This window comes from Aliterella atlantica CENA595 (assembly GCF_000952155.1).
Taxonomy (GTDB): Bacteria; Cyanobacteriota; Cyanobacteriia; order Cyanobacteriales; family Chroococcidiopsidaceae; genus Aliterella; species Aliterella atlantica.
The window spans coordinates 23070-44236 of the sequence record NZ_JYON01000033.1 but is presented as its reverse complement, the minus strand read 5'-3'; the positions used below and the strand labels follow the sequence as shown (position 1 = coordinate 44236).

The 21167-nt window shown below is 43.3% G+C and carries 22 protein-coding genes, 1 tRNA gene and 2 pseudogenes; 17 read left to right on the top strand and 8 right to left on the bottom strand.

Annotation, left to right across the window (positions count from 1 at the left end):
* The first annotated feature begins 24 nt into the window (after window positions 1-24).
* The gene (locus UH38_RS21685) at window positions 25-3600 is read left to right on the top strand and encodes a WD40 repeat domain-containing protein (RefSeq protein ID WP_045056778.1); all 3576 of its coding nucleotides are present in this window, start codon (window positions 25-27) and stop codon (window positions 3598-3600) included.
* Here UH38_RS21685 and UH38_RS21680 read toward each other — a convergent pair.
* The 4 genes from UH38_RS21680 to UH38_RS21665 all read right to left on the bottom strand — a co-directional run bounded on the left by UH38_RS21680 (window position 3576) and on the right by UH38_RS21665 (window position 7315).
* A complete protein-coding gene (locus UH38_RS21680) occupies window positions 3576-4310 on the bottom strand; it encodes a TIGR04283 family arsenosugar biosynthesis glycosyltransferase (RefSeq protein WP_045056777.1) in 735 nt (244 codons plus the stop codon). The two genes, UH38_RS21685 and UH38_RS21680, sit on opposite strands and share 25 nt — an antisense overlap.
* A 149-nt stretch (window positions 4311-4459) precedes the next feature.
* Window positions 4460-4801, bottom strand: a complete 342-nt coding sequence (locus tag UH38_RS21675) for a carbon dioxide-concentrating mechanism protein CcmK (protein WP_045056776.1) — start codon at window positions 4799-4801, stop codon at window positions 4460-4462.
* A gap of 71 nt (window positions 4802-4872) precedes the next feature.
* Window positions 4873-5181: a carbon dioxide-concentrating mechanism protein CcmK gene (locus tag UH38_RS21670; protein ID WP_045056775.1), complete on the bottom strand. Its 309-nt coding sequence runs from the start codon at window positions 5179-5181 to the stop codon at window positions 4873-4875.
* A gap of 115 nt (window positions 5182-5296) precedes the next feature.
* Entirely contained in the window at window positions 5297-7315 is a 2019-nt protein-coding gene (locus UH38_RS21665; RefSeq protein WP_045056774.1) for an IMS domain-containing protein, read from the bottom strand.
* Between the two features lie 189 nt (window positions 7316-7504).
* On the opposite strand from UH38_RS21665, the gene pdhA reads away from it, so the two are divergent.
* The 9 genes and pseudogenes from pdhA (at window position 7505) to fba (ending at window position 12512) form a co-directional block, all read left to right on the top strand.
* Window positions 7505-8542, top strand: a complete 1038-nt coding sequence (gene pdhA / locus UH38_RS21660) for a pyruvate dehydrogenase (acetyl-transferring) E1 component subunit alpha (protein WP_045056773.1) — start codon at window positions 7505-7507, stop codon at window positions 8540-8542.
* Window positions 8543-8559: 17 nt separating this feature from the next.
* A complete protein-coding gene (locus UH38_RS21655) occupies window positions 8560-9429 on the top strand; it encodes an aldose epimerase family protein (RefSeq protein ID WP_045056772.1) in 870 nt (289 codons plus the stop codon).
* A 66-nt stretch (window positions 9430-9495) separates the two neighbouring features.
* Window positions 9496-9567: transfer RNA gene (locus tag UH38_RS21650), tRNA-Lys, on the top strand.
* A 45-nt stretch (window positions 9568-9612) separates the two neighbouring features.
* A pseudogene (locus tag UH38_RS28365) lies at window positions 9613-9817 on the top strand (hypothetical protein).
* Window positions 9795-9897 (top strand): annotated as a pseudogene (locus UH38_RS28360) (type II toxin-antitoxin system PemK/MazF family toxin); the annotation flags it as partial. The pseudogenes UH38_RS28365 and UH38_RS28360, both read left to right, overlap by 23 nt.
* A gap of 18 nt (window positions 9898-9915) precedes the next feature.
* A complete protein-coding gene (locus tag UH38_RS27480; protein ID WP_200892564.1) occupies window positions 9916-10539 on the top strand; it encodes a hypothetical protein in 624 nt (207 codons plus the stop codon).
* A complete protein-coding gene (locus UH38_RS21640) occupies window positions 10539-10967 on the top strand; it encodes an HNH endonuclease (protein ID WP_045056771.1) in 429 nt (142 codons plus the stop codon). Before UH38_RS27480 ends, UH38_RS21640 begins: the two co-directional genes overlap by 1 nt.
* 48 nt (window positions 10968-11015) lie before the next feature.
* Window positions 11016-11288 (top strand): DUF3303 domain-containing protein, encoded by a 273-nt coding sequence (locus UH38_RS21635; RefSeq protein WP_045056770.1) that lies wholly within the window; start codon window positions 11016-11018, stop codon window positions 11286-11288.
* 144 nt (window positions 11289-11432) lie between these two features.
* A complete protein-coding gene (gene fba / locus UH38_RS21630; protein WP_045056769.1) occupies window positions 11433-12512 on the top strand; it encodes a class II fructose-bisphosphate aldolase in 1080 nt (359 codons plus the stop codon).
* 49 nt (window positions 12513-12561) lie between these two features.
* On the opposite strand, the gene UH38_RS21625 is transcribed toward fba, so the two are convergent.
* Window positions 12562-13374 (bottom strand): carbon-nitrogen hydrolase family protein, encoded by an 813-nt coding sequence (locus tag UH38_RS21625; protein WP_045056768.1) that lies wholly within the window; start codon window positions 13372-13374, stop codon window positions 12562-12564.
* Between the two features lie 292 nt (window positions 13375-13666).
* On the opposite strand from UH38_RS21625, the gene UH38_RS21620 reads away from it, so the two are divergent.
* The 5 genes from UH38_RS21620 to mdh all read left to right on the top strand — a co-directional run bounded on the left by UH38_RS21620 (window position 13667) and on the right by mdh (window position 17001).
* A complete protein-coding gene (locus UH38_RS21620) occupies window positions 13667-14248 on the top strand; it encodes a DUF6391 domain-containing protein (protein ID WP_045056767.1) in 582 nt (193 codons plus the stop codon).
* Window positions 14249-14356: 108 nt separating this feature from the next.
* Window positions 14357-14740: a photosystem I reaction center subunit IV gene (locus UH38_RS21615; RefSeq protein WP_045056766.1), complete on the top strand. Its 384-nt coding sequence runs from the start codon at window positions 14357-14359 to the stop codon at window positions 14738-14740.
* 6 nt (window positions 14741-14746) lie between these two features.
* Window positions 14747-15586 carry a DNA-formamidopyrimidine glycosylase gene (locus UH38_RS21610; RefSeq protein ID WP_045056765.1) on the top strand — a complete coding sequence of 280 codons (840 nt, stop codon included), beginning with the start codon at window positions 14747-14749 and terminating at the stop codon, window positions 15584-15586.
* 189 nt (window positions 15587-15775) lie between these two features.
* Entirely contained in the window at window positions 15776-15991 is a 216-nt protein-coding gene (gene ndhO / locus UH38_RS21605; RefSeq protein ID WP_045056764.1) for an NAD(P)H-quinone oxidoreductase subunit O, read from the top strand.
* 35 nt (window positions 15992-16026) lie between these two features.
* Entirely contained in the window at window positions 16027-17001 is a 975-nt protein-coding gene (mdh, locus tag UH38_RS21600; RefSeq protein ID WP_045056763.1) for a malate dehydrogenase, read from the top strand.
* 101 nt (window positions 17002-17102) lie between these two features.
* On the opposite strand, the gene UH38_RS21595 is transcribed toward mdh, so the two are convergent.
* Entirely contained in the window at window positions 17103-17444 is a 342-nt protein-coding gene (locus tag UH38_RS21595; RefSeq protein WP_072044969.1) for a 30S ribosomal protein PSRP-3, read from the bottom strand.
* Between the two features lie 70 nt (window positions 17445-17514).
* Here UH38_RS21595 and UH38_RS21590 point away from each other — a divergent pair, with 70 nt between their 5' ends.
* Complete coding sequence (locus UH38_RS21590; RefSeq protein ID WP_045056761.1) at window positions 17515-18303, top strand: TIGR01548 family HAD-type hydrolase; 789 nt, start codon at window positions 17515-17517, stop codon at window positions 18301-18303.
* Between the two features lie 48 nt (window positions 18304-18351).
* On the opposite strand, the gene UH38_RS21585 is transcribed toward UH38_RS21590, so the two are convergent.
* Together UH38_RS21585 and ruvB are read right to left on the bottom strand one after the other, a co-directional pair.
* Entirely contained in the window at window positions 18352-19152 is an 801-nt protein-coding gene (locus UH38_RS21585; protein WP_045056760.1) for a tetratricopeptide repeat protein, read from the bottom strand.
* The gene (gene ruvB, locus UH38_RS21580) at window positions 19149-20252 is read right to left on the bottom strand and encodes a Holliday junction branch migration DNA helicase RuvB (protein ID WP_045056759.1); all 1104 of its coding nucleotides are present in this window, start codon (window positions 20250-20252) and stop codon (window positions 19149-19151) included. The genes UH38_RS21585 and ruvB overlap by 4 nt, the downstream gene beginning before the upstream one ends.
* A 107-nt stretch (window positions 20253-20359) precedes the next feature.
* On the opposite strand from ruvB, the gene hisF reads away from it, so the two are divergent.
* Complete coding sequence (gene hisF, locus UH38_RS21575; protein ID WP_045056758.1) at window positions 20360-21133, top strand: imidazole glycerol phosphate synthase subunit HisF; 774 nt, start codon at window positions 20360-20362, stop codon at window positions 21131-21133.
* Window positions 21134-21167 lie beyond the last annotated feature (34 nt).

Below are 21167 nucleotides of genomic sequence, written 5' to 3'. Positions count from 1 at the left end.
TAGCAAATAAACTTTAAAAAATAAATGACCGTTGAAGAGGCGTTAGAACTCGCTCAACAAGTTATAGAGAAGAGTTTTAACAAAATTCAGGTAGTAGTGTTTCGGCAAGCATGGGTAGAACAATCGTACGCCCAGATAGCTAAAAGCTCTGGTTACGACCTAGGCTATATCAGAGATACTGGCTCTAAGTTGTGGCAGCAACTCTCCCTAGCATTGGGCGAAAAAGTTACTAAAAATAACTTCCAAGCAGTGCTAAAACGGGCAGTACAAAGAAATAACAGCACAATAGTTGCTAACTCAAATTCACCGACTCCTCAAATTGATTGGGGTGAAGCAATTGATGCATCTATCTTCTACGGACGATCGCCCGAACTGACAACTTTATCACAGTGGGTAATAAGCGATCGCTGCCGTTTAATTACCATCCTTGGTATGGGCGGTATCGGCAAAACTGCCCTAGCAGTAAAGCTAGCAGAACAGGTACAGGCAAATTTTGATTTTTTAATTTGGCGTAGTCTGCGTAACGCCCCCACAATTGAAAATCTGCTATCAGAATTAATATTATTTGTTTCTTGCCAACAAGCCGCCGAACAATCGGTGAGTATTGACGATCGCATTTCTTCATTAATCGAATACCTGCGTTCTTCCCGCTGTCTACTAATACTCGACAATGCGGAAACAATCTTGCAAAGTGACGAATTCGGACAATACCGCCCAGGTTGTGAAGGATACGGACAACTACTAAGACGCATCGCTGACGAACGTCACCAAAGTTGCTTAATTGTCACAAGCCGAGAAAAGCCCGTAGGATTAGCCGCAAGAGAAGGTGCAACTTTACCAGTGCGATCGCATAGACTAACAGGATTGCAACCAGCGGCAGGACAAAGTATCCTGCAAACAAAACAAATAGCTAGCTCCCAATTAGAATACGAACAGCTAAATAACCTGTATGCTGGTAATCCCTTAGCACTCAAAATTGCTGCATCAACGATCTCATCCTTATTTGGGGGAGATATTCAAGCCTTCTTAAGCCAAGGTACGAGTGTATTTGGCGATATTTGGGATTTACTCTCACAACAATTTAGCCGCCTATCGCACTTAGAAAAACAAGTAATGTCCTGGCTAGCAATTAGCCGCGAATGGGTAAGACTAGAGCAATTGCAGGCAGATATTATCCCCAAAGTATTGCAGAGGGAACTACTGCAAGCAATAGAAGCACTCAAAGGGCGATCGCTTATTGAAACAAGTAGTTTTGGCTGCACTCAACAACCTGCTGTTATGGAGTACGTAACGGGACTTTTAGTCAAGCAGTTTTCTACTGAAATCTCCAGCCAACAGTTGCACCTACTTCACAGCCATGCTTTGATTAAAGCTACCAGTAGAGACTACATCCGCCAAGCTCAAATTCTGCTAATTTTGCGACCTGTCTGCACTGCGCTGTTAAGTACATTTAAAAATAGGCAAACGCTGCAAGCGCATCTCAACCAAATTTTACTGAAATTACAACATCAAAGTACCTACCAACATGGTTACGTTGCAGGCAATTTACTTAATTTGTACTGGCAACTGCAAATAGACTTAAGCAATGCTTGTAGTAAAGATAAAGCTTTATGCGACTTTTCTGCCTTAACTATCCGCCAAGCATACTTAGCTGAGTGTAGTTTGCACGATCTTAACTTCTCTGGTGCAGCGATCGATCGCTGCGTTTTTGCGGAAACCTTTGGTGGTATTACTACCGTTGCTTTTAGTCCCAACGGTCAAATCCTAGCAACTAGCGATACTAGCGGCGAAATTCAAATATGGCAAGTTGAAGATGGCAAACAATTAGCAAGCTGCAAAGAACACAGTCATTGGGCTTGGCAAGTCGTATTTAGTCCTGATGGCAAAATGCTAGCAAGCGTAGCCGATGATTATTTAGTAAAACTCTGGGATGTCACAACTGGAAATTGCCTAACAACACTAACAGGACATACTTATTCTGTAAACGCTGTTGCATTTAGTCCTGATGGGCGAACTTTGGCAACTAGCTCTCAAGACACCAGTATCCGGCTTTGGGATCTAACTAATTTAAATTCTCCGCCGCGTTTATTGCTAGAACATACTCAGCGCGTATGGGCAGTTGCATTTAGTCCAGATGGGGGAACTATTGCAAGTAGTTCGGAGGATTTGACAATTAAGTTATGGGATACAACTACAGGTGAATGCTACCAAACTCTAACAGGACATAGCAAATGGGTGAAAACTATTGCATTTAGCCCCGATGGACAAACTCTAGCTAGTGGCGGCTACGATTGGACAATTAGAATGTGGAATGTGTTAACAAGTCAATGTTTGCAAGTTATTCCAGCCCACAGCAATGTAATTACTGCTTTGAGTTTTAGTAATGACGGTCAATGGTTAGCTAGTAGCAGTTACGACCATAATATTAAACTGTGGGATGTGCAAACAAGACAATGCAAGCAGACTTTTATCGGTCATACCAATAGAGTTTGGAGTGTTGCTTTTAGTCCTGACAGCCAATACTTAGCTAGCGGTGGTGACGACCATGCTACGAAAATCTGGGATATTAAAACAGGGCAGTGCAATAAAACTATTCAAGGACATACTAATTCGGTTTTATCAGTATCTCTCAGCCCAAGTTGCCACATCTTAGCTAGCGGACACGAAGATCAATGTGTCAGACTATGGAATCCTAATACGGGCGAATGTCTGCAAACTATTCAAGCACACACTAACCGAGTGTGGTCTGTTGCTTTTGCCCCCCAATCAGAAATTCTTGCTACAGGCAGTGCCGATCGCACTATTAAGTTATGGGATTATCAAACTGGGCAGTGTCTTAGCACTTTACAAGGACATTCTAGTTGGGTTTGGTGTGTTGCCTTTAGTCCTGATGGTTTAACTCTTGCTAGTGCTAGCTACGATCAAACTGTCAAGCTTTGGGATCTAAATACTGGTAAATGTATCAAAACTTGGCAAGAACATACTGCTTCTGTAACTGCGGTTGCTTTTAGTCCTGATGGTTTGTATCTTGCTAGTAGTAGCTTTGACCAAAGTATCAAAGTTTGGGAAGTTAGTAGTGGAGAATGTATTTTTACTTTAAAAGCACATACTAATAGTGTTTGGTCAGTAGCTTTCAACTTTGATGGCAAACAGTTAGCTAGTTGCAGTTTCGATCGCACTATCCGCATCTGGGATGTTAGCACTGGAGAGTGCGTGCAAGTATTACAAGGACATACTGCACCTGTAACGGCGATCGCTTATGCTGATAAGGATAAGTTACTAAGTGGTAGCTTCGATCGCACTATCCGCGTTTGGGATTTGTCTACTGGGCAATGCATCCAAACATTAACAGGACATACAGGATTAATATATTCGCTTTCCTCTCGGCAGACACCCCAGGGAAGTATGGTTATTAGCAGTAGCTTTGATGAAGTAATTAAGCGCTGGGATTTAGAAACTGGCGAATTGCTAACTATGCGATCGCCTCGTCCTTATGAAAACATGAATATTACTCAAATTAAAGGCTTAACACCTGCTCAAATATCCACGCTCAAAGCTTTAGGAGCCGTTGAAACTCAATTTGAACGAATATCCTCATAAAACTTTTTGAGATAGTTTGGCGATACGCCCAGACCCCACAAAAAACCGATATAGAGGTATATACCTGTAGCTTTAAGCGCACCCCAATGAGCTACGCGGCGATCGCTACTTTGCACGACTCTATTTACCTGGCGAATTTTTCCGCGCCGGACTAATTTAAGACACAAATCTGCTTCTTCCAATATTGGTACATCATCAAAGCCACCACACTCCCAAAAATCAGCGCGGCGACAAAACATTACCTGATCGCCAAACAACAAACGCAATCCCTTAAAAAATAAGTGCGGGCGAAATAGTAAAGGAGCATAGTAAGTTTTTAAGTAATTATGCAGCGATACACCCCAGCGCGTAGTTTGAGAACCAGCCATCAGCGAGATAAAACCACCTCCAGCAACAGTTTTATCAGCCAAAGTTGTCTCAATTGCTGCGACCAAATCGTCAGGTACATAAGTATCGGCATGGAGAAAACACAAAATTTCCCCTGTAGCAATTTTTGCCCCTTGATTCATTTGCGGCGATCGCCCGCATTGTTGGCAATCGACTACATTTACTCCCGCCAATTGAGCGATGGCGAGCGTTTCATCAGAACTCCCGCCATCTACTACCAATACTTCCCAAGGTGCTGGATTAAGAATACTCAACTGACGTAAAGTACGTCCCAAACAGCTTGCCTCATTTAGAGTCGGAATAATAATCGAAACAGAACACATTTGAATCAGCAACTAGGTAAACAGTGACCAGGTTTTAGACAGTAAGCAGTTATGCAGTAACCATTTAAGACATACTGGCTAGCCACAGTTAACTGTACTAACAGTTAACTCTTTAACTGGTCACTGGTCACTGGTCACTGGTCACTGTTCTATCTATGTCTAACGATCGGCTGTTCTACAGCATCTCGATAAACTTCAACTTCATCTGTATAGGCGATCGGCAATACTGTTTCTACGTTCTCATGGGGGCGAGGGATAATTACCCAAGATTCTAGAGTACCGCCATAAACCTTCTCTACGGCATCAATTCCAGCCGCCATAGCAGTTTTGACCTCAGAAACATCTCCCCTGATGTTGACTGTAAACCGAGCGCTACCAACTCTGATATAGCCAACTAAAGTTACTCTACCTGCTTTTACCATTGCGTCTGCCGCTGCAAGTACAGCCGGAAAACCCTTTGTCTCAATCGAACCAACTGCCTGTGCCGACATTAGCAATTCTCCCAAAAAATGAATTAATTGAAGCCAAGAAATAATTGTAAGCCGATACTCGTCAGTGCGCCTTACTCTCTAAATCGTTCTACTTTTGCCGTGTACTCAATTGGCAAAACATCCTCTACGTTTTCAGTCGGGTTAGGAATGATGTAGTGGGTAATTACTTGCCCGCCGTAAGCCGCCTCTCCTGCCTCAATCCCAGCCGCCACAGCAATTTTAACTTCAGATACTCTACCTCGGACGCTCACAATAAATTGTCCGCTTTCTGCCAAACCATAATAAACCAGCGTTACTGAGCCAGCTTTTACCATTGCATCCGCTGCTGCTAGCACCGCCGGAAAACCTAATGTTTCTATTGTTCCCACTGCTGCTGGCATTTGTTTTGCCCCTGCGTTAAGAAAATACGTGCAATTAATTGTACGCGGCTTTGTTGTCGATTGGACTAATTTTTTAGCTATGGATAGCTATATAAAAAGATAGTGAGAGCAAAAACTACTTTAGTACAGCCATATCTTGAATTTGCCAGCGATCGCTTTGCCGCACTAAGTTATATCTTACTTGCAATTTTTCGTCGTAAGACATATTTTCGTCGAGCCGATCGCCAGTATAAACTTGAGCTACTTCATTTACTGTAGCTATCACTTGGGCGCGATCGCTATTTGTGGCATCAGTTTCTACTGAGTTTACTGTCAATTCGTGCTTAAACTGTCTGTAGCGGTTGCTTGTGCGATCGCGTTCTACTCTTTGCTGCCATTGGGACAATGCTGGTTCTGCTAAAATTTGTTTCAACTCATCAGCTTGATGCCGCGAACTAAAAGCGAGGGATTTGGTAACTAACCACTCTTGAATCACATCTTGAGCGCTTTCTTTGGTTAATAAACCGTCTGCTGATGGTGCTTGCAAGCTTGCATCAGTAAATAATGGCTCGTTTAGCTGTACTACTGGTTGTTCTCCTTCGAGGAGCGGAGCAGGATTTAGACTTTGTTGCAACCACCCGTAAGTTTTAGTTGCCAAAAATCCTAAAAATAAGACTCCTAATAAACCACCTAGCCCTAGTAAAATGAGGCGCATTGGTTTTGTACCTGCACCACCACTTCTAAAACGGCGCTGGCGTTTTTTTGGACGCGCGGATGGCTCGATCGCAACTAATGTACTACTATTTGCTACATTTCTATCTGCTAAAGCGATCGCTCCTCCAGAAGTGCGGGTAATAGTCGAGCCTTGACTATCTTCTTGGCTAGCTTGGGCGTGTGTCGGCGATGCAACTGCTACAGCATCCCATTCATTTGTTGCTTCTGCTTCTGTCGGGAGTGCTTCTAAATAAGCTTGAACTTGCTCGTTTGCGAAGTAATCTTTGAGCGAAACTTGCTCGTCAGCTAAATCCCTAAATTGGACGAATACTTCATTTTGCAACCAGCGTTCGCTATACAAGCATAATCCTGGCAGTAAATCGGGAGCGCCTTGAGAATTTTCTTGAATAAATGCTAGAGTTTCGTATTCTTGGGAAAGTTCTAAAGCTCTACTTGCTTCTGCCGTTTGCCCTAGTAGCAACGAACATACTGCTTGTTCTAAATGCACGTCTTGACGTTTACCTAGCCGCATCAGGTGCAATTTAGCTTTGCGAATAAATACAGGCATTCTTTCGGCGAATCCGCGCGCGATCGCCGCATATACAGCCAAATAGTTTGCTACTGCCGACGGGCGTTGGCTTTCAGCTTCAAATAAGTCTTGTTGTTCTCTAGAAGTTAAATAACTCCGCAACTGTTGAATAAACCGCAAAAAGTCATCTAAAGCTAAACCCGATCCATCTTCGCCAGTACCATCGATTCCGCCGCGTTGTTCTAGCATTTCTTGCAGCAAGCGCAAACCTTGCCGACGTTCGACTAGATTATGTTCTGGTTGCGATAGTAGTTCTAAGATTCTGTAAGGGCGAAGTTTATATAAATCTGCTTGAATTTCGCTGCTAAGTCCAGCAAACAACTGCGTATTGATCAGTAAATTATGTCCTTGTTCTAACGAATAAGCTGCCTTTTCGTATTGACCTTGCTGCCATTGTTCTCTGCCTAACTCTAAGCAAGCAAGAGCGACTGTTAAAACAATATCGGGATCGGTATTTTGTGCTGATGCGGGATCTTGGTGCAGATAAGGATTGCTTAAAGTTAATACAAGTTCGTACTCGCCTAACTCTTGTAAAATTGACAACGCGCCAATAAATTGATCGTCAGAAATTTCAATACTAGGTGCAAGCGTATCGACGGCAATTGTGTCGCTGTCAGATTCCGGCTCCCCGTACGTGGAAAAATAGTTGCTATCGTAACGTTGGCGCTGCTTGGGATCGGCTAAAACGGCATAAGCAACTTCTAAAATTTGTTTGCGGGCAGCGATCGCTTTTTCTGAATACTCGCGTCTAGGCAACTGCAACAAGCGATCGCGATAAGCTTGCTGCAACTGGTCTGCACTTGCTTGGATCGGCAACCCTAAAATTCGGTAATAATCGAGTGGAATCCGCACAGCCTACTTCCCCTGTACCGCGAACAACAAAATTGACCTACAATCAAAAGCGTTTATCAGGTCAGTCAAACCGTGACACTATAATAACTTGTGACCTTCACACTTACATTGCGTTTGGTAACAGTATTATTAATGTTTGCCTAACATTATTAGCCATAAAGACTATTACTACAAGGACAAAACACCTCAATGGTTCAAGAGAGAGCATTACCCACTTTTGTTGCTACTTCCAGCGAAATTACCCCAGATGTAGGCTTAAGGCTTTACGAAGACATGATTTTGGGGCGGTATTTTGAAGATAAATGCGCCGAAATGTACTACAGGGGCAAAATGTTCGGTTTTGTCCACTTGTATAACGGTCAAGAAGCAGTTTCGACTGGCGTAATTCAAGCAATGCGTCCAGGAGAAGACTATGTTTGCAGTACCTACCGCGATCACGTCCATGCTTTGAGTGCTGGAGTACCAGCCAAAGAAGTAATGGCTGAGTTGTTTGGCAAAGCCACAGGATGCAGCAAAGGACGCGGCGGTTCTATGCATATGTTTTCTCACGAACATAAGTTATTAGGCGGTTATGCGTTTGTTGCCGAAGGTATTCCGGTAGCGACGGGCGCTGCTTTTCAAACTAAATATCGCCGCGAAGCTTTAAAAGATGAAAACTATGCCGATCAAGTAACGGCTTGCTTTTTTGGCGATGGCGCAGCCAATAACGGGCAGTTTTTTGAATGCCTAAATATGGCAGCTTTATGGAAATTACCAATTATATATGTAGTTGAGAATAATAAGTGGGCGATCGGTATGGCTCACGATCGCGCAACTTCCGATCCTCAAATCTATAAAAAAGCTCATGCCTTCGGTATGGCTGGGGTAGAAGTAGATGGGATGGATGTACTAGCAGTAAGAGCAGTGGCTAAAGAAGCTGTAGAGCGGGCGCGGGCTGGCGAAGGTCCGACTGTCATTGAAGCCTTGACTTATCGTTTTCGCGGACACTCACTTGCCGATCCCGACGAATTGCGCTCGAAGGAAGAAAAAGAGTTTTGGTTTAGTCGCGATCCGATTAAGAAGTTAGCAAATTATCTCACAGAGCATAATTTAGCTACCGAGTCAGAACTTAAGGAAATTGAGCGCAAAATTAGCCAACTTATCGACGAAGCTGTAAAGTTTGCTGAAGAAAGCCCAGAACCAGCAGCTAATGAGTTGTACCGCTTCGTGTTTGCTGAAGACCAGTAGGATTTAGGAAATTATTTATGTTTGCGATCGCATCTAGTCAACAACAGTACAAAACCTATACTCTCTCTGATTCTTACGCGCAATCGGAGTTGGAAGTTGTACCCGAACGTGGTGGAATTATTACCCAGTGGCGGATTCAAGGGCAAGAAATATTGTACTTAGATCGCGATCGCTTTTCCCACCCCGAATTAAGCGTTCGTGGCGGCATTCCTATATTGTTCCCGATCTGCGGCAATTTACCAGATAACACCTACACTTACCAAGGTCAGCAATACACCTTAAAGCAACATGGTTTTGCTCGCGATTTACCTTGGCAAGTTGCCGAACAAGCAACTGACGATTGTGCCAGTATTACCTTAATTTTAGATAGCAACGAAGAGACTAAAGCAGTCTACCCGTTTGACTTTCAGCTAAGTTTTAGCTATCGGCTATGGGGTAATAGTTTAGTGATTTATCAAAATTTTACCAATCGCTCAAATGAGCCGATGCCTTTTTCTGTAGGCTTGCATCCCTACTTCTGCGTCCAAGATAAGGCTAGTTTAGAGTTTCATATTCCTAGTAGCGAGTTTCAAGACCAGAAAACTAAGACAAGTCACCCTTTTAATGGCTTTGACCTCAACAGCGATGAAATTGATGCTGCATTTAGGAAATTATCAGGAGATTCAGCCACAGTCAGCGATATTAGCCGTCAATTGCAATTAAATATGGAGTGGAATAACGCTTACTACGGCACATTAGTCTTTTGGACGTTAAAAGGTAAAGACTTCTACTGTTTAGAGCCTTGGAGCGCTCCTCGCAACGCGCTAAATACAGGTGAAGACTTAGTAATGCTGCCACCAGGGGAAACTTTGCAGACTTGGGTGAGCATGAACGTGACTTTTTTATAAAAGTATTGTGTTTTATTGACAGGCGTGTTACAGTTGAAAACGGTCTTAAAAACGCCAATAACTCAAGGGTCGCTAACTCAACGGTAGAGTACTCGGCTTTTAACCGAATAGTTCTGGGTTCGAATCCCAGGCGACCCATAAATATATAATTGTCTAAAAGCCTCACGCTCATTACTTTTTAGTATGCTGAAGACACTTTGGGCGATCGTTCGTCAAGGCAAAATTGAACTATTAGAGTAAACTGAAATTCCTGAAAGCACGAGGATTTTAGTTACTCTTTTACCTGAAGATGAATCTGCATTTTGGGTTCAGACAAGTCAAGTATCGCTCTTACGCTGTGTGGAATAACACAGAGGATGATGTTTATGCCCAGCTACTTGAAAAATGACATCATCTTGCGTAAGATACCCTTTTTCTGACTTATCCAGTTCTAAAGTAAGACCTGCGATTGTAGTCAATGCCCTTCATATTCCATAGTAGTCAATTATGAAACAAGCAGATGAAATTACTTTAAAAGCATTTTTGATTGCACTAGAACAACTAGAAGCACCACTTTTAGAAGCAGAACAAAAGCAGTTAGAAAAAATTGCTGAAAATATTACTGACCTTTTAGAAGATTTAAATGCGATAGCTCAAAATAATCGCAGACTAAACCAACTATATCAGGAGATGTATATTTACTTGCAAAACAACTATATAGCAGGTAAAACACTTGAAGCAACAGATGAAACTTTATTGAGTCATAATCTTTCTTATGAAAGCCAAAGAATTTTGAATATAGATGGCATACAGTTAGCTCTGTTATTTAAAGATTTCATTAATAAAATAAACTTGGAAACTAACTATCAACTAAAAAATCCGCTAGAAAAAGATCCTGAATGCTTAATTGGTTTGAGTCGAGATGAATTAGAAGCTTTAGCAGAAAGTGTATTATCTACATCTCAACAAGAACAGTTAAACAGCCTGCTTATACAAAATTCTGAAGGGCAATTATCTGCTCAAGAAACTATTGTTTTAGACGTTATTTTATCTCAAGTTGATAAATTAACAATTCTGAGGACTAGAGCTAGATATACCTTAAAGAAGATGGATGCACTGCTACCTGTTTAATGAGCGAGTATATTAACGAAGAATTAAAAAGACAGGTTTACAGTCGCTTCAATAGTTGTTGTGCATACTGCCTTACTGCTAATGCTTTAATGCCTGTTACCTTTGAGTGCGAACATATTATTCCTCGTTCAGTTGGTGGAAAAACAGTTTTTGAAAATTTGTGTTTGGCTTGTCCAATGTGCAATCGATACAAGTCAAATCGCCAACAAGTAATAGATCCTCAAACTCAAAATACAGTTTCTATATTTCACCCTCATTTGCAAAAGTGGACAGAACATTTTGCTTGGAATGAAGCTTTTACAGAAATAATTGGACTGACACCAATAGATAGAGCTACTATTGTTACCTTAAAGATGAATCGTCCTGAGTTAATTCGTGTGCGTCGGATGTGGGTGAAAATGGGAGAACACCCACCTAGTTTAGAATAAGAAAATCTATTTTTAGAAGCAAAAAAACGATCGCACGAGGTTAAAATCATGCTGTACATGGTGATTGAGTATTTCAACGCAGGTGCGGCTGTTGAGATCTATCGCCGCGCCCGCGATCGCGGTCGTCAATTACCACCTGGGCTTGAGTATATAGATAGCTGGGTAGATTTAGAGTATTCTCGCTGCTTTCAACTGATGCGGACAAGCGATCGCGCCTTATTTGATACTTGGATTGAAGCTTGGCAAGACTTGGGTCATTTTGAAATTATCCCAGTACGTACTTCAGCCGAAGCTGCCCAGCACATTGCAGATAAGCTCTAGAATAAGATGAAATACTTGCTCAAGTGTAAGCTTTGGTAGCATACACAGATATAATTTTTGATAAAGTTGAAAATTATCTTAAGATTAGCGTAATACAACGCTTGTCGATAACACTAGCTGACAACCAAATTAGGAGGACTTTCTATGGCGCTCGTACCAATGCGGCTGCTTTTAGATCATGCGGCTGAGAATGGCTACGGCATCCCAGCTTACAACGTTAATAACATGGAGCAGATCCAAGCAATCATGCAAGCTGCCCATGAACTAGATAGCCCCGTGATTCTTCAGGCTTCTCGTGGCGCTCGTAAGTATGCAGGCGAGTCGTTTCTGCGTCACCTAATTTTGGCGGCGGTAGAGACATACCCCCATATTCCCATTGCCATGCACCAAGATCACGGCAATAGCCCAGCGACTTGCTACTCAGCAATGAGTCATGGCTTCACTAGCGTGATGATGGATGGTTCTTTAGAAGCTGATGCCAAAACCCCAGCTAGCTTCGAGTACAACGTTGAAGTAACTCGCAAAGTTGTCGATGTAGCTCACGCAATTGGCGTTAGTGTTGAAGGCGAACTCGGTTGCTTGGGTTCACTAGAAACTGGTATGGGTGACAAAGAAGACGGTCACGGTGCTGAGGGCGTTCTATCCCACGACCAGCTATTAACTGACCCCGACGAAGCTGTAGCATTCGTAGAGCAAACACAAGTAGATGCTTTGGCTGTAGCAATTGGCACAAGTCACGGCGCTTACAAGTTTACTCGCAAGCCGACTGGGGAAATTTTGGCAATTAGCCGGATTGAAGAAATCCACCGCCGCTTGCCTAATACTCACTTAGTTATGCACGGTTCTTCTTCTGTACCTGAAGATTTACTTGCCATCATCAACCAAAACGGCGGACAAATCCCTGAAACTTACGGCGTACCTGTTGAAGAAATTCAAAAAGGGATCAAGAGCGGCGTGCGTAAGGTAAATATCGATACCGATAACCGTTTGGCGATTACTGCTGCGGTGCGCGAAGCATTGATGGCTAATCCCAAGGAATTTGACCCCCGTCACTTCCTCAAGCCTTCAATTGTATATATGCAGAAAGTTTGTGGCGATCGCTACAAGCAATTTGAATCTGCTGGTCAAGGTAGCAAAATCAAGCAAATCTCCTTAGATGATTTTGCTGCTAAGTATGCTAAAGGCGAATTGAATGCCATTACTAAGCAAGCTGTCAAAGCTTAATTATTAGTAAGTTTAAATAACTTCGGGTAGCTGTTGCTACCCGATTTTTTTAGATAAATACGCGGTGCTGCAATGAAGGCATTTGACGGCGCACTTGCTGCAAACGAGTCGGAGAAATTTCCGCGATCGCAACTCCAGGGCGATCGCCTGCATCTGCTAAAATCGCTCCCCAAGGGTCGATAATCATGGCGTGACCGTGAGTTTGGCGCAAAGAGTAGTGTTGTCCTGTCTGGGCTGGGGCGATGACGTAGCAGGTGTTTTCAATCGCTCTTGCTTGCAGAAGAATTTGCCAATGATCTTTACCTGTATAAGCCGTAAAAGCCGCCGGAATAAATACGACATCGGCTCCTTTTTGCGCCAAATGGCGGTACAGTTCGGGAAAGCGAACGTCATAGCATACAGATAAGCCAAGATTGCCTAATTCTTTGGAAGCGTGAACCTTTGGCATTGAAGTCCCTGCCATGACTGTCTTTGATTCGCGATAGGTATTGCCATCAGGCAAATTGACATCAAATAAATGGACTTTTTGATAGCGAGCTATTTCCTCACCGTTAGGGTCAATTAATAAAGCCGTGTTATAGACTTTATCAGCATCTACTGGGACGGGAAAACCACCACCCAAAATTGTTACCTGGAAGCGCTGCGCCATAGTTTTGAGGAATTTTTCGCTCTGTTGGGCGATCGCTTCTGCTTGAGAAATTTTGTCTACTTCTTCCCCCAAAAAAGAAAAGTTTTCCGGTAGTGTAATTAGCTCTGCACCCTGCCTTTTGGCAAGTTCGATCAGTTCTTCAGCCTGAACTAGATTCTTCTCTAAGTTAGGCAGGCTAGTCATTTGAATTGCTGCGGCAAGATAAGACTTCATGAATCAAACCGAAATCGTGCTGGATAAATTATAAAAAAATATCTACTTACTTCAGAACCAATGCAGTGAAAATTGTCAATATAGAGGCTCTAGGGTGTAGCAAACTTTCTAAAACGATTTCGTCCTAGCACATTCTTTAGCTTTTTCCCTATAGCACTACTTTGAAAAAGAGTATTTCTACTGCTAAATGAAGTTGAGATAATGGTAATAACGATTATCTAAGATTTTTGGCTGCAAAGGTTAAAGTTAAACAAATGTTTCTTTTAGCTAGCGGCTAAGGATTGGTGCTGCTATGTCTGCTGCGTTTGATTTTAGCTTCTATCTGCCTAATCAACCTATAGAAGATGCAGATTTGCTCAGGCAATTACCTTTTGTTGTCGGATTAAAGGAAATTCTCATGCTGCGGCAAATTCACGCTTTAGAACACGCTACGGTTTGGGTTTTGAGCGAATCGCCATCATCTTCTCCTCTCTTGGGTGGTTTATCTACAGATAAAGGGTTTTATATCTACGGTGAGGTAAATCTTATCGACTTGCAACGGGCAGTTCGCCTCGCCTTACGCAGACTTACTCATGGGGAAGACAATTTAGCTATTCATCCTCGTTGCGGCACAAATGTATCTGTAGAAATGCTACTGACAGCTACTTTTGCTGTGAGTATGCATCTGCTATTACCTAGAGGAATAATTGAGCAATTAATTGGCTTTGGGATTGCAGCACAAGCAGCATCTCAATTAGCGCCAGATGTAGGTAGCCTCGCCCAAAGGTATATTACAACGGCTGTGCCTTTGAACTTAGAAATTGAAAATATTACAGCTAGACGCGATGAATGGGGGCAAAAAGCCCATTTTGTTGCAGTGCGTTGGGTAGAATAGCGCAACAAAACTTAAAGACCAAACAGCCCAGAGGGTTGCGATCGGGTTGTAGAGTGAGAACAATTAGCCCTATTTGTTGGCAATTAATAAATCAAAGGGAAGATAATCATGGTTGAACGTGGTTCTAAAGTGCGGATTCTCAGACCAGAATCCTACTGGTTTCAAGACACAGGATTAGTTGCTTCTATTGACCAAAGTGGAATTCGCTATCCAGTCATCGTTCGCTTTAATAACCTAAACTATGCTGGCGTAAATACAAATAACTTTGCCCTGCACGAGTTAGTAGAAGTTGCCAAACCAACAGCGAAAGCGAAAAAAGCTTCTACCGCTGCAACTGGTGGCAAACAAACTACTCTCGACGAACGTACCCGCAAAACAGGTCAAGGTACGCCATCTAGTCCTAAGACATCTAACCCCGCCGCAGCGCCCGAATCTGGAGACAGTAGTGCTACTGTAGTCGGAGATGCTAACCAGGGAACGGAAAGTCGTTAGTTAATTGTGCCAGAACTGCCTGAAGTCGAAACAGTCCGGTGCGGTTTAGAGGGAGTAACCCTAAACCAAAAAGTTACGGGTGGGGACGTGCTATTAAGTCGCACGATCGCCTACCCGCTTTCTGTGGACGAATTTATAGCTGGAATCAAAGGTAAAGCATTTACTCAGTGGCAGCGTCGCGGTAAGTATTTGCTAGCGCAGATGGACGATAGCAGCTATTTGGGCGTGCATTTACGCATGACGGGACAATTGCTATGGATGCACCCAAATGAGCCATTACACAAGCATACGCGGGTAAGATTATTTTTTGATGCAGGGCGAGAACTGCGGTTTGTCGATCAGCGCACTTTTGGACAAATGTGGTGGGTTCCGCCTAATATGGCGATCGCCTCAGTAATTACGGGACTTGCCAAATTAGGGCTAGATCCTTTTAGTAGCGCGTTTACGGTAGATTATCTAGCCGCAAAACTCAAAAATAGCCGCCGTTCGATTAAAGCTGCATTGTTGGATCAAGCGATCGTGGCTGGGATTGGCAATATCTATGCTGATGAAGCTTTATTTATCGCTAATATTTTGCCAAGCACCTTATGTACAAACTTGCAAATTAGTCAAGTAGAAAAGTTACACGCAGCGATTATTCAGGTGTTAGCAGCAAGTATTGCTGTTGGTGGCACTACTTTTAGTGATTTTGTAAATATACAAGGTATAAATGGAAACTATAGTGGTGTAGCTTGGGTCTACAATCGTACAGGCGAACCATGCCAAATTTGCAGTACGCCAATTGAACGGATCAGGTTAGCCGGGCGATCGTCTCACTTTTGCCCCCAGTGCCAGAATAATTCGTAATTGATAATGCGTAATTCGTAATTTTTGCTTTGTAGCTAAATTTAGAGGTAGATAGCCCCTAAATAATTGAATTTTTAGTTTTAGAGTCAGGGAAAAGGCTGATAGAGGAAGTGACATTTCCTACTTGACTAATCCCGCAAACACTTTAAAATTCTCAGATAGCGATTAAGAGGTCAAATAAAATAAATTATGCCAGTCAAAAAAGGTGATGCGGTTCGTGCTGTCCGCGAAAAGTTAGAAAATAGTCTAGAAGCAAAAGCTAGTGACGTACGCTTTCCTGCTTATATATTTGAAACCAAAGGGCAAGTATTAGATATTCGCGGCGATTACGCGCTAGTAATGTTTGGGCAAGTACCTACGCCTAATATTTGGCTGCGTGTAGACCAGTTGGAAGAATTTAAGTAGTATTTACTTACTTAAGTAAACGCGATCGCTTTCCTATGATGCCAACAGACGTTAATCCCCTTGTCTGTCACTCTCCCCGCGTCACCGTGATTGGTGCAGGTAAAGTTGGCAGCACTTTAGCCCAACGCATCGCTGAGAAAAATTTAGCTGATGTAGTGTTGCTAGATGTAGTGCAAGGAATGCCTCAAGGATTGGCGCTGGATTTATTGGAAGCAAAGGGAATTTCTTTGCACGATCGCCGGATTAGCGGTACGACAGATTATGCCGATACCGCTAATTCTGATGTCGTAGTAATTACAGCCGGAATCCCACGTAAACCAGGCATGAGTCGAGACGACTTGATGAAGACGAATGCCAAAATAGTTGTCGAAGCGGCAAAAAAAGCGATCGCCCAATCTCCCCAAGCAATTTTGATTGTTGTCACCAATCCTTTAGATGTAATGACATATTTAGCATGGCAAGCTACAGACTTACCGCGCGATCGAATAATGGGTATGGCTGGCGTATTGGATTCTGCTAGGTTTCAAGCCTTTATCGCGATGGAACTGGGCGTATCGGTGATGGACGTGCAGACGATGGTACTAGGCAGTCACGGCGACTTGATGGTTCCTGTAGCGCGTTATGCGACCGTTGCTGGCGTGCCAATTACTGAATTGATGGATGCACAGGCAATCGATCGCTTGGTAGCAAGAACTCGTAACGGCGGCGCGGAAATTGTAGAATTGATGCAGACAGGTAGTGCCTATTTTGCCCCAGCAGCGTCTACTTGTTTGATGGTAGAGTCAATACTACTCAATCAATCGCGTTTATTGCCTGTAGCGGCTTATCTTCAAGGCGAGTATGGGTTGGAAGATATATTTATCGGCGTTCCTTGTAGCTTAAGCTGCGGTGGTATTGGCAAAGTTTGGGAACTGAAACTTACAGATACAGAATTGGCAGCGCTGCATACTTCAGCCGCAGCAGTGCGGCAAAACGTTAATAGAGCTAAGGAAATGCTAGAAAGTAATTAAAATTTGGTTATTTAAGGCGATCGCACTTTTATCTAACTACTTTCTAGCAGTAGGAAGGATGCGATCGCTAAATAACAATAGCGATCTAGACAAATCGGCGATTAAGCACTACCTGTAAAAGCAACTTCGGGAAACTTGGCTTGGGCTTCAGCAATTGGTCGTCTTCTACCTTCTTCTTGCCAGTAGTTAATTACTTCTGTGGCTTGATTGAGGATCGAGACTCGATCTTGTTCGGCAATCCAATGTTTGGCTTCTAGCTCATTTTTTAACTCTTCCCAAGCATCGTTACGCGGCCAAAAAAAGTAACGAGTCAAAGGGCTAGTTCCTTTGCCAACGATTTGATCTACTGCTAGGGCTACGTTTTCGTCTAACCAGAGAATCTTCAAGATAAACTTCGTCAAATCTTTCCTCCGCCTGTATGTACGGTACTTGCTTAAAACTATGCGATCGCTTATTTTAACTCATACAGACGGTTTCTGCCGAACAATCTTAGTTACAAGGTGCATACACAAATTGACTTCAGCGATCGTAATTTTTGATATTGATGGCGTAATCCGCGATGTGGGCAATTCTTACCGACGGGCGCTAGCAGATACGGTAGAGCAATTTACTCATCATGCTTATCGCCCTACAGAAGTAGATATAGACGAGCTTAAATCTGAAGGGATTTGGAACAATGATTGGGAAGCTTCTCAAGAGTTGATATATCGTTATTTTGAAACTCAAGGAACAAGGCGCTCCGATTTTAAGCTTAATTATCAAGAAATTGTTGCTTTTTTTCAATCGCGTTACCGAGGCTTAGATCCTGAAAATTGGACAGGCTATATCTGCGACGAACCATTATTGCTAGAACCTTACTATCTCGAACAATTGAGTAAGGCGGGGATTCCTTGGGGCTTTTTTAGCGGTGCGACTCGCGCCTCGGCTAATTACGTCTTATCAAAACGTTTGGGTTTGCGATCGCCTGTACTGATTGCGATGGAAGATGCGCCAGGTAAGCCAGATCCGACAGGACTTTTGGCAGCAGTCGAGCAATTAGAGCAACAATTTAACCTAGAAAAAACAGCACCAATACTATATGTAGGCGATACAGTCGGCGATATGTATGCGGTGGAAAGGGCGCGATCGCACGATCCTTCGAGGATGTGGCTGGGTGTAGGCGTTCTCCCGCCGCACGTTCAAGTAACCGCCCAACGCCGTCAAGCTTATAGTGCAACTCTTAAGGCTGCGGGAGCAATAGTTGTGTTGGATAACGTGCAAGATTTAACTCCAGCGCAGATTGAGCAATTAGTAGTCATTTGACCAATCCCCCTGTAATTACGAATTACGAATTACGAATTAAAGTCTAAACTACTGGAGTTTTTGGAATTTTTCTAAGGCTATTACCATTTTAGGCGACCAACGGCGGACGTTTTTTACCCAGTCTAGGTCTTGATAACGCCTATCTAGTCCTATAGCAGCTACCCAATTGCTCTCGGCTTCTCCTTGCTTACCTTCTTCCCAATATGCAGCAGTCAGCGCCGCCCGCACATCAGCGAAGTTAGGATATTTGCGGGCGATGTTCCGCCAGTTGCGGATAGCTTCGTCAACTTGACCTGTTTCATAAAGAGCGATCGCATAATTTGCCCGCGCAAAGGCAAAGTTTGGCGCTAAATCTGCGGCGGTACGGTAGTCGGCGATCGCTTTTTCCCATTCTCCTAATCCTGCTTCCGCATTACCTCTGTTGTTATACGCCATCGCGTCTTTAGAATCGATGGCTAAGAGAGTGTTGTAATCGGCGATCGCTTCATTCCACTTGCCTAAGCCTTCTAAAGCCGTACCGCGATTGAGATAAGGGTCGGTTGCTGTGGGTGCAAGTTCAATGGCTTGGTTGTAATCGGCGATCGCTTCTGTTAACTTGTTCTGACTTACTCGCGCATTGCCGCGATTGCTTAATGCTGCTGGATTGTCAGGAAATATATCAATAATCTGCGTCCAGTAGTTTTCTGCTGTGGCAAAATCTCCTTTATTAGTAGCCGTGATAGCTTTTTGAGCCAAGGAGTCTAGCTGTTGTAACTGTTCTGGTGTAGGTTGAGATTCTGCCCAGACAGGATTTGGCGCACTAAATATCAGCAACGCAATCAGCAAAAATAGGAAAATTAGACGCTTCATTTTAGTAAGGACAATTGTTGATTTGGTGGGGTGAAACCCAAGTGTTTGTATGCTGCTGCGGTAGCAACCCGTCCGCGAGGAGTGCGGTTTAAGTAACCAATTTGCATTAAATACGGTTCGTATACTTCTTCAATTGTTTGCGTGTCTTCTCCTGTCGCTGCTGCCATCGTTTCCAAGCCTACCGGACCGCCATTGAAGTTTTCAATCATCACGCTTAACATTCTTCTATCTGTCCAATCTAGTCCGCAAGGGTCTACTTGGAATAGTTCTAAAGCTTCTGCGGCTATATATCGATTAATTGTGCCTGCGGCTTTGACTTGGGCGTAGTCGCGTACTCTTTTTAAGAGTCTATTAGCAATTCTAGGTGTACCGCGAGCGCGACGAGCAATTTCTGCTGCACCATCTTCAGATACATCAGTTTGCAAGATTTGGGCAGTTCGGAGGACAATTTGGCTGAGTTCGTCTTGGGCGTAGAAACGTAGCTGCTGAATTAAGCCAAAGCGATCGCGTAATGGTGAAGATAGCGCCCCAACCCTAGTTGTTGCTCCTACTAAAGTGTATTTTGGTAGTGGTAAAGAGCGAGTTTTAGCACTTTGACCTTTACCAAGCGTAATATCTAAGCGAAAATCCTCCATTGCTGGATACAGAATCTCTTCTGCCATCTTAGATAAGCGGTGAATCTCATCAATAAATAAAACATCTCCTACTTTGAGGCTATTTAATAACCCGACAATATCTCGCGGACGTTCTAAGGCTGGTGCGCTGGTAACTTTGCAGTTTACCCCCATTTCTGAGGCTAAAATTAGCGCCATTGTGGTTTTCCCTAATCCTGGAGGACCATATAGTAGCAAGTGATCCAACGTTTCGCCTCTAGCTTTAGCCGCTTGAATGGCAATATCGAGTACCTGTTTTAAATCCTTTTGCCCGATGTAGTCAGCAAAGCGGTGGGGACGAATGCGATCTTCTTGTTTATCTTGTTCGTCTGGGGTAACTTCGGGCTTGAGGAGAGGTTCAGATTGGGCTGGGCGATCGCTTCTTTTTGGTTCGATGCGTCGATCGTTTGGTTCAATAGGGTCTTGTTTAGAAGAAATAATTGCCATATTGCTAGCTACTAAAATTTCAATTAACTCCCGTTGATAGGGACTAGATACAGATAGACAATTTTTGTGTAAGTATAAGCAGAGTTTTTATTAAGTAGCTTTAAATCATGCTTGCTAAAAGAATCTTACCTTGCTTGGATGTGAATGCTGGCAGAGTGGTCAAGGGTGTTAACTTTGTCAATTTAATTGATGCTGGCGACCCTGTGGAACTAGCTAAGGTCTACAACGAGGCTGGGGCGGATGAATTGGTGTTTTTGGATATTACGGCAACTCACGAAGCTAGAGACACGATTATTGATGTCGTCTACCGTACTGCCGAACAGGTGTTTATTCCTCTTACTGTAGGTGGTGGTATTCAATCATTAGAACATATTAAAAATTTGTTAAGGGCAGGAGCCGATAAAGTTAGTATCAATTCTTCCGCTGTACGTCAACCAGACTTTATTAATCGAGCCAGCGATCGCTTTGGCAATCAGTGTATAGTCGTTGCTATTGATGCTAGGAAGCGTCAAGATCCAACTAATCCTGGTTGGGATGTATTTGTACGCGGCGGACGCGAGAACACTGGTTTAGATGCTTTAGCGTGGGCTAAAGAAGTCGAACAACGCGGTGCTGGAGAATTGTTAGTTACAAGTATGGATGCCGACGGCACGCAAGCTGGTTATGACCTAGAATTAACAAAAGCGATCGCAAGCTCCGTGCAAATCCCTGTAATTGCTTCTGGTGGGGCGGGCAATTGCCAGCATATCTACGAAGCACTTACTGAAGGTAAGGCGGAAGCTGCTCTGCTTGCTTCATTGTTACACTACGGGCATTTGAGTGTCGCCGAAATCAAAAACTACTTGCGCGATCGCTCTTGCCCTATCCGCGCGATCGCTTAATGAGCGCCGCCACCAGTTTTTTGTAGATATGTTA

Coding starts and splice junctions, on each gene's coding strand:
- UH38_RS21670 (WP_045056775.1), bottom strand. CDS start 5,181: ATGCCAGCAGCAGTGGGAACAATAGAAACATTAGGTTTTCCGGCGGTG.
- UH38_RS21680 (WP_045056777.1), bottom strand. CDS start 4,310: ATGTGTTCTGTTTCGATTATTATTCCGACTCTAAATGAGGCAAGCTGT.
- UH38_RS27480 (WP_200892564.1), top strand. CDS start 9,916: ATGAAACAAGCAGATGAAATTACTTTAAAAGCATTTTTGATTGCACTA.
- UH38_RS21655 (WP_045056772.1), top strand. CDS start 8,560: ATGTTTGCGATCGCATCTAGTCAACAACAGTACAAAACCTATACTCTC.
- UH38_RS21635 (WP_045056770.1), top strand. CDS start 11,016: ATGCTGTACATGGTGATTGAGTATTTCAACGCAGGTGCGGCTGTTGAG.
- UH38_RS21685 (WP_045056778.1), top strand. CDS start 25: ATGACCGTTGAAGAGGCGTTAGAACTCGCTCAACAAGTTATAGAGAAG.
- ruvB (WP_045056759.1), bottom strand. CDS start 20,252: ATGGCAATTATTTCTTCTAAACAAGACCCTATTGAACCAAACGATCGA.
- mdh (WP_045056763.1), top strand. CDS start 16,027: ATGATGCCAACAGACGTTAATCCCCTTGTCTGTCACTCTCCCCGCGTC.
- pdhA (WP_045056773.1), top strand. CDS start 7,505: ATGGTTCAAGAGAGAGCATTACCCACTTTTGTTGCTACTTCCAGCGAA.
- fba (WP_045056769.1), top strand. CDS start 11,433: ATGGCGCTCGTACCAATGCGGCTGCTTTTAGATCATGCGGCTGAGAAT.
- UH38_RS21675 (WP_045056776.1), bottom strand. CDS start 4,801: ATGTCGGCACAGGCAGTTGGTTCGATTGAGACAAAGGGTTTTCCGGCT.
- UH38_RS21640 (WP_045056771.1), top strand. CDS start 10,539: ATGAGCGAGTATATTAACGAAGAATTAAAAAGACAGGTTTACAGTCGC.
- UH38_RS21585 (WP_045056760.1), bottom strand. CDS start 19,152: ATGAAGCGTCTAATTTTCCTATTTTTGCTGATTGCGTTGCTGATATTT.
- ndhO (WP_045056764.1), top strand. CDS start 15,776: ATGCCAGTCAAAAAAGGTGATGCGGTTCGTGCTGTCCGCGAAAAGTTA.
- UH38_RS21615 (WP_045056766.1), top strand. CDS start 14,357: ATGGTTGAACGTGGTTCTAAAGTGCGGATTCTCAGACCAGAATCCTAC.
- hisF (WP_045056758.1), top strand. CDS start 20,360: ATGCTTGCTAAAAGAATCTTACCTTGCTTGGATGTGAATGCTGGCAGA.
- UH38_RS21625 (WP_045056768.1), bottom strand. CDS start 13,374: ATGAAGTCTTATCTTGCCGCAGCAATTCAAATGACTAGCCTGCCTAAC.
- UH38_RS21620 (WP_045056767.1), top strand. CDS start 13,667: ATGTCTGCTGCGTTTGATTTTAGCTTCTATCTGCCTAATCAACCTATA.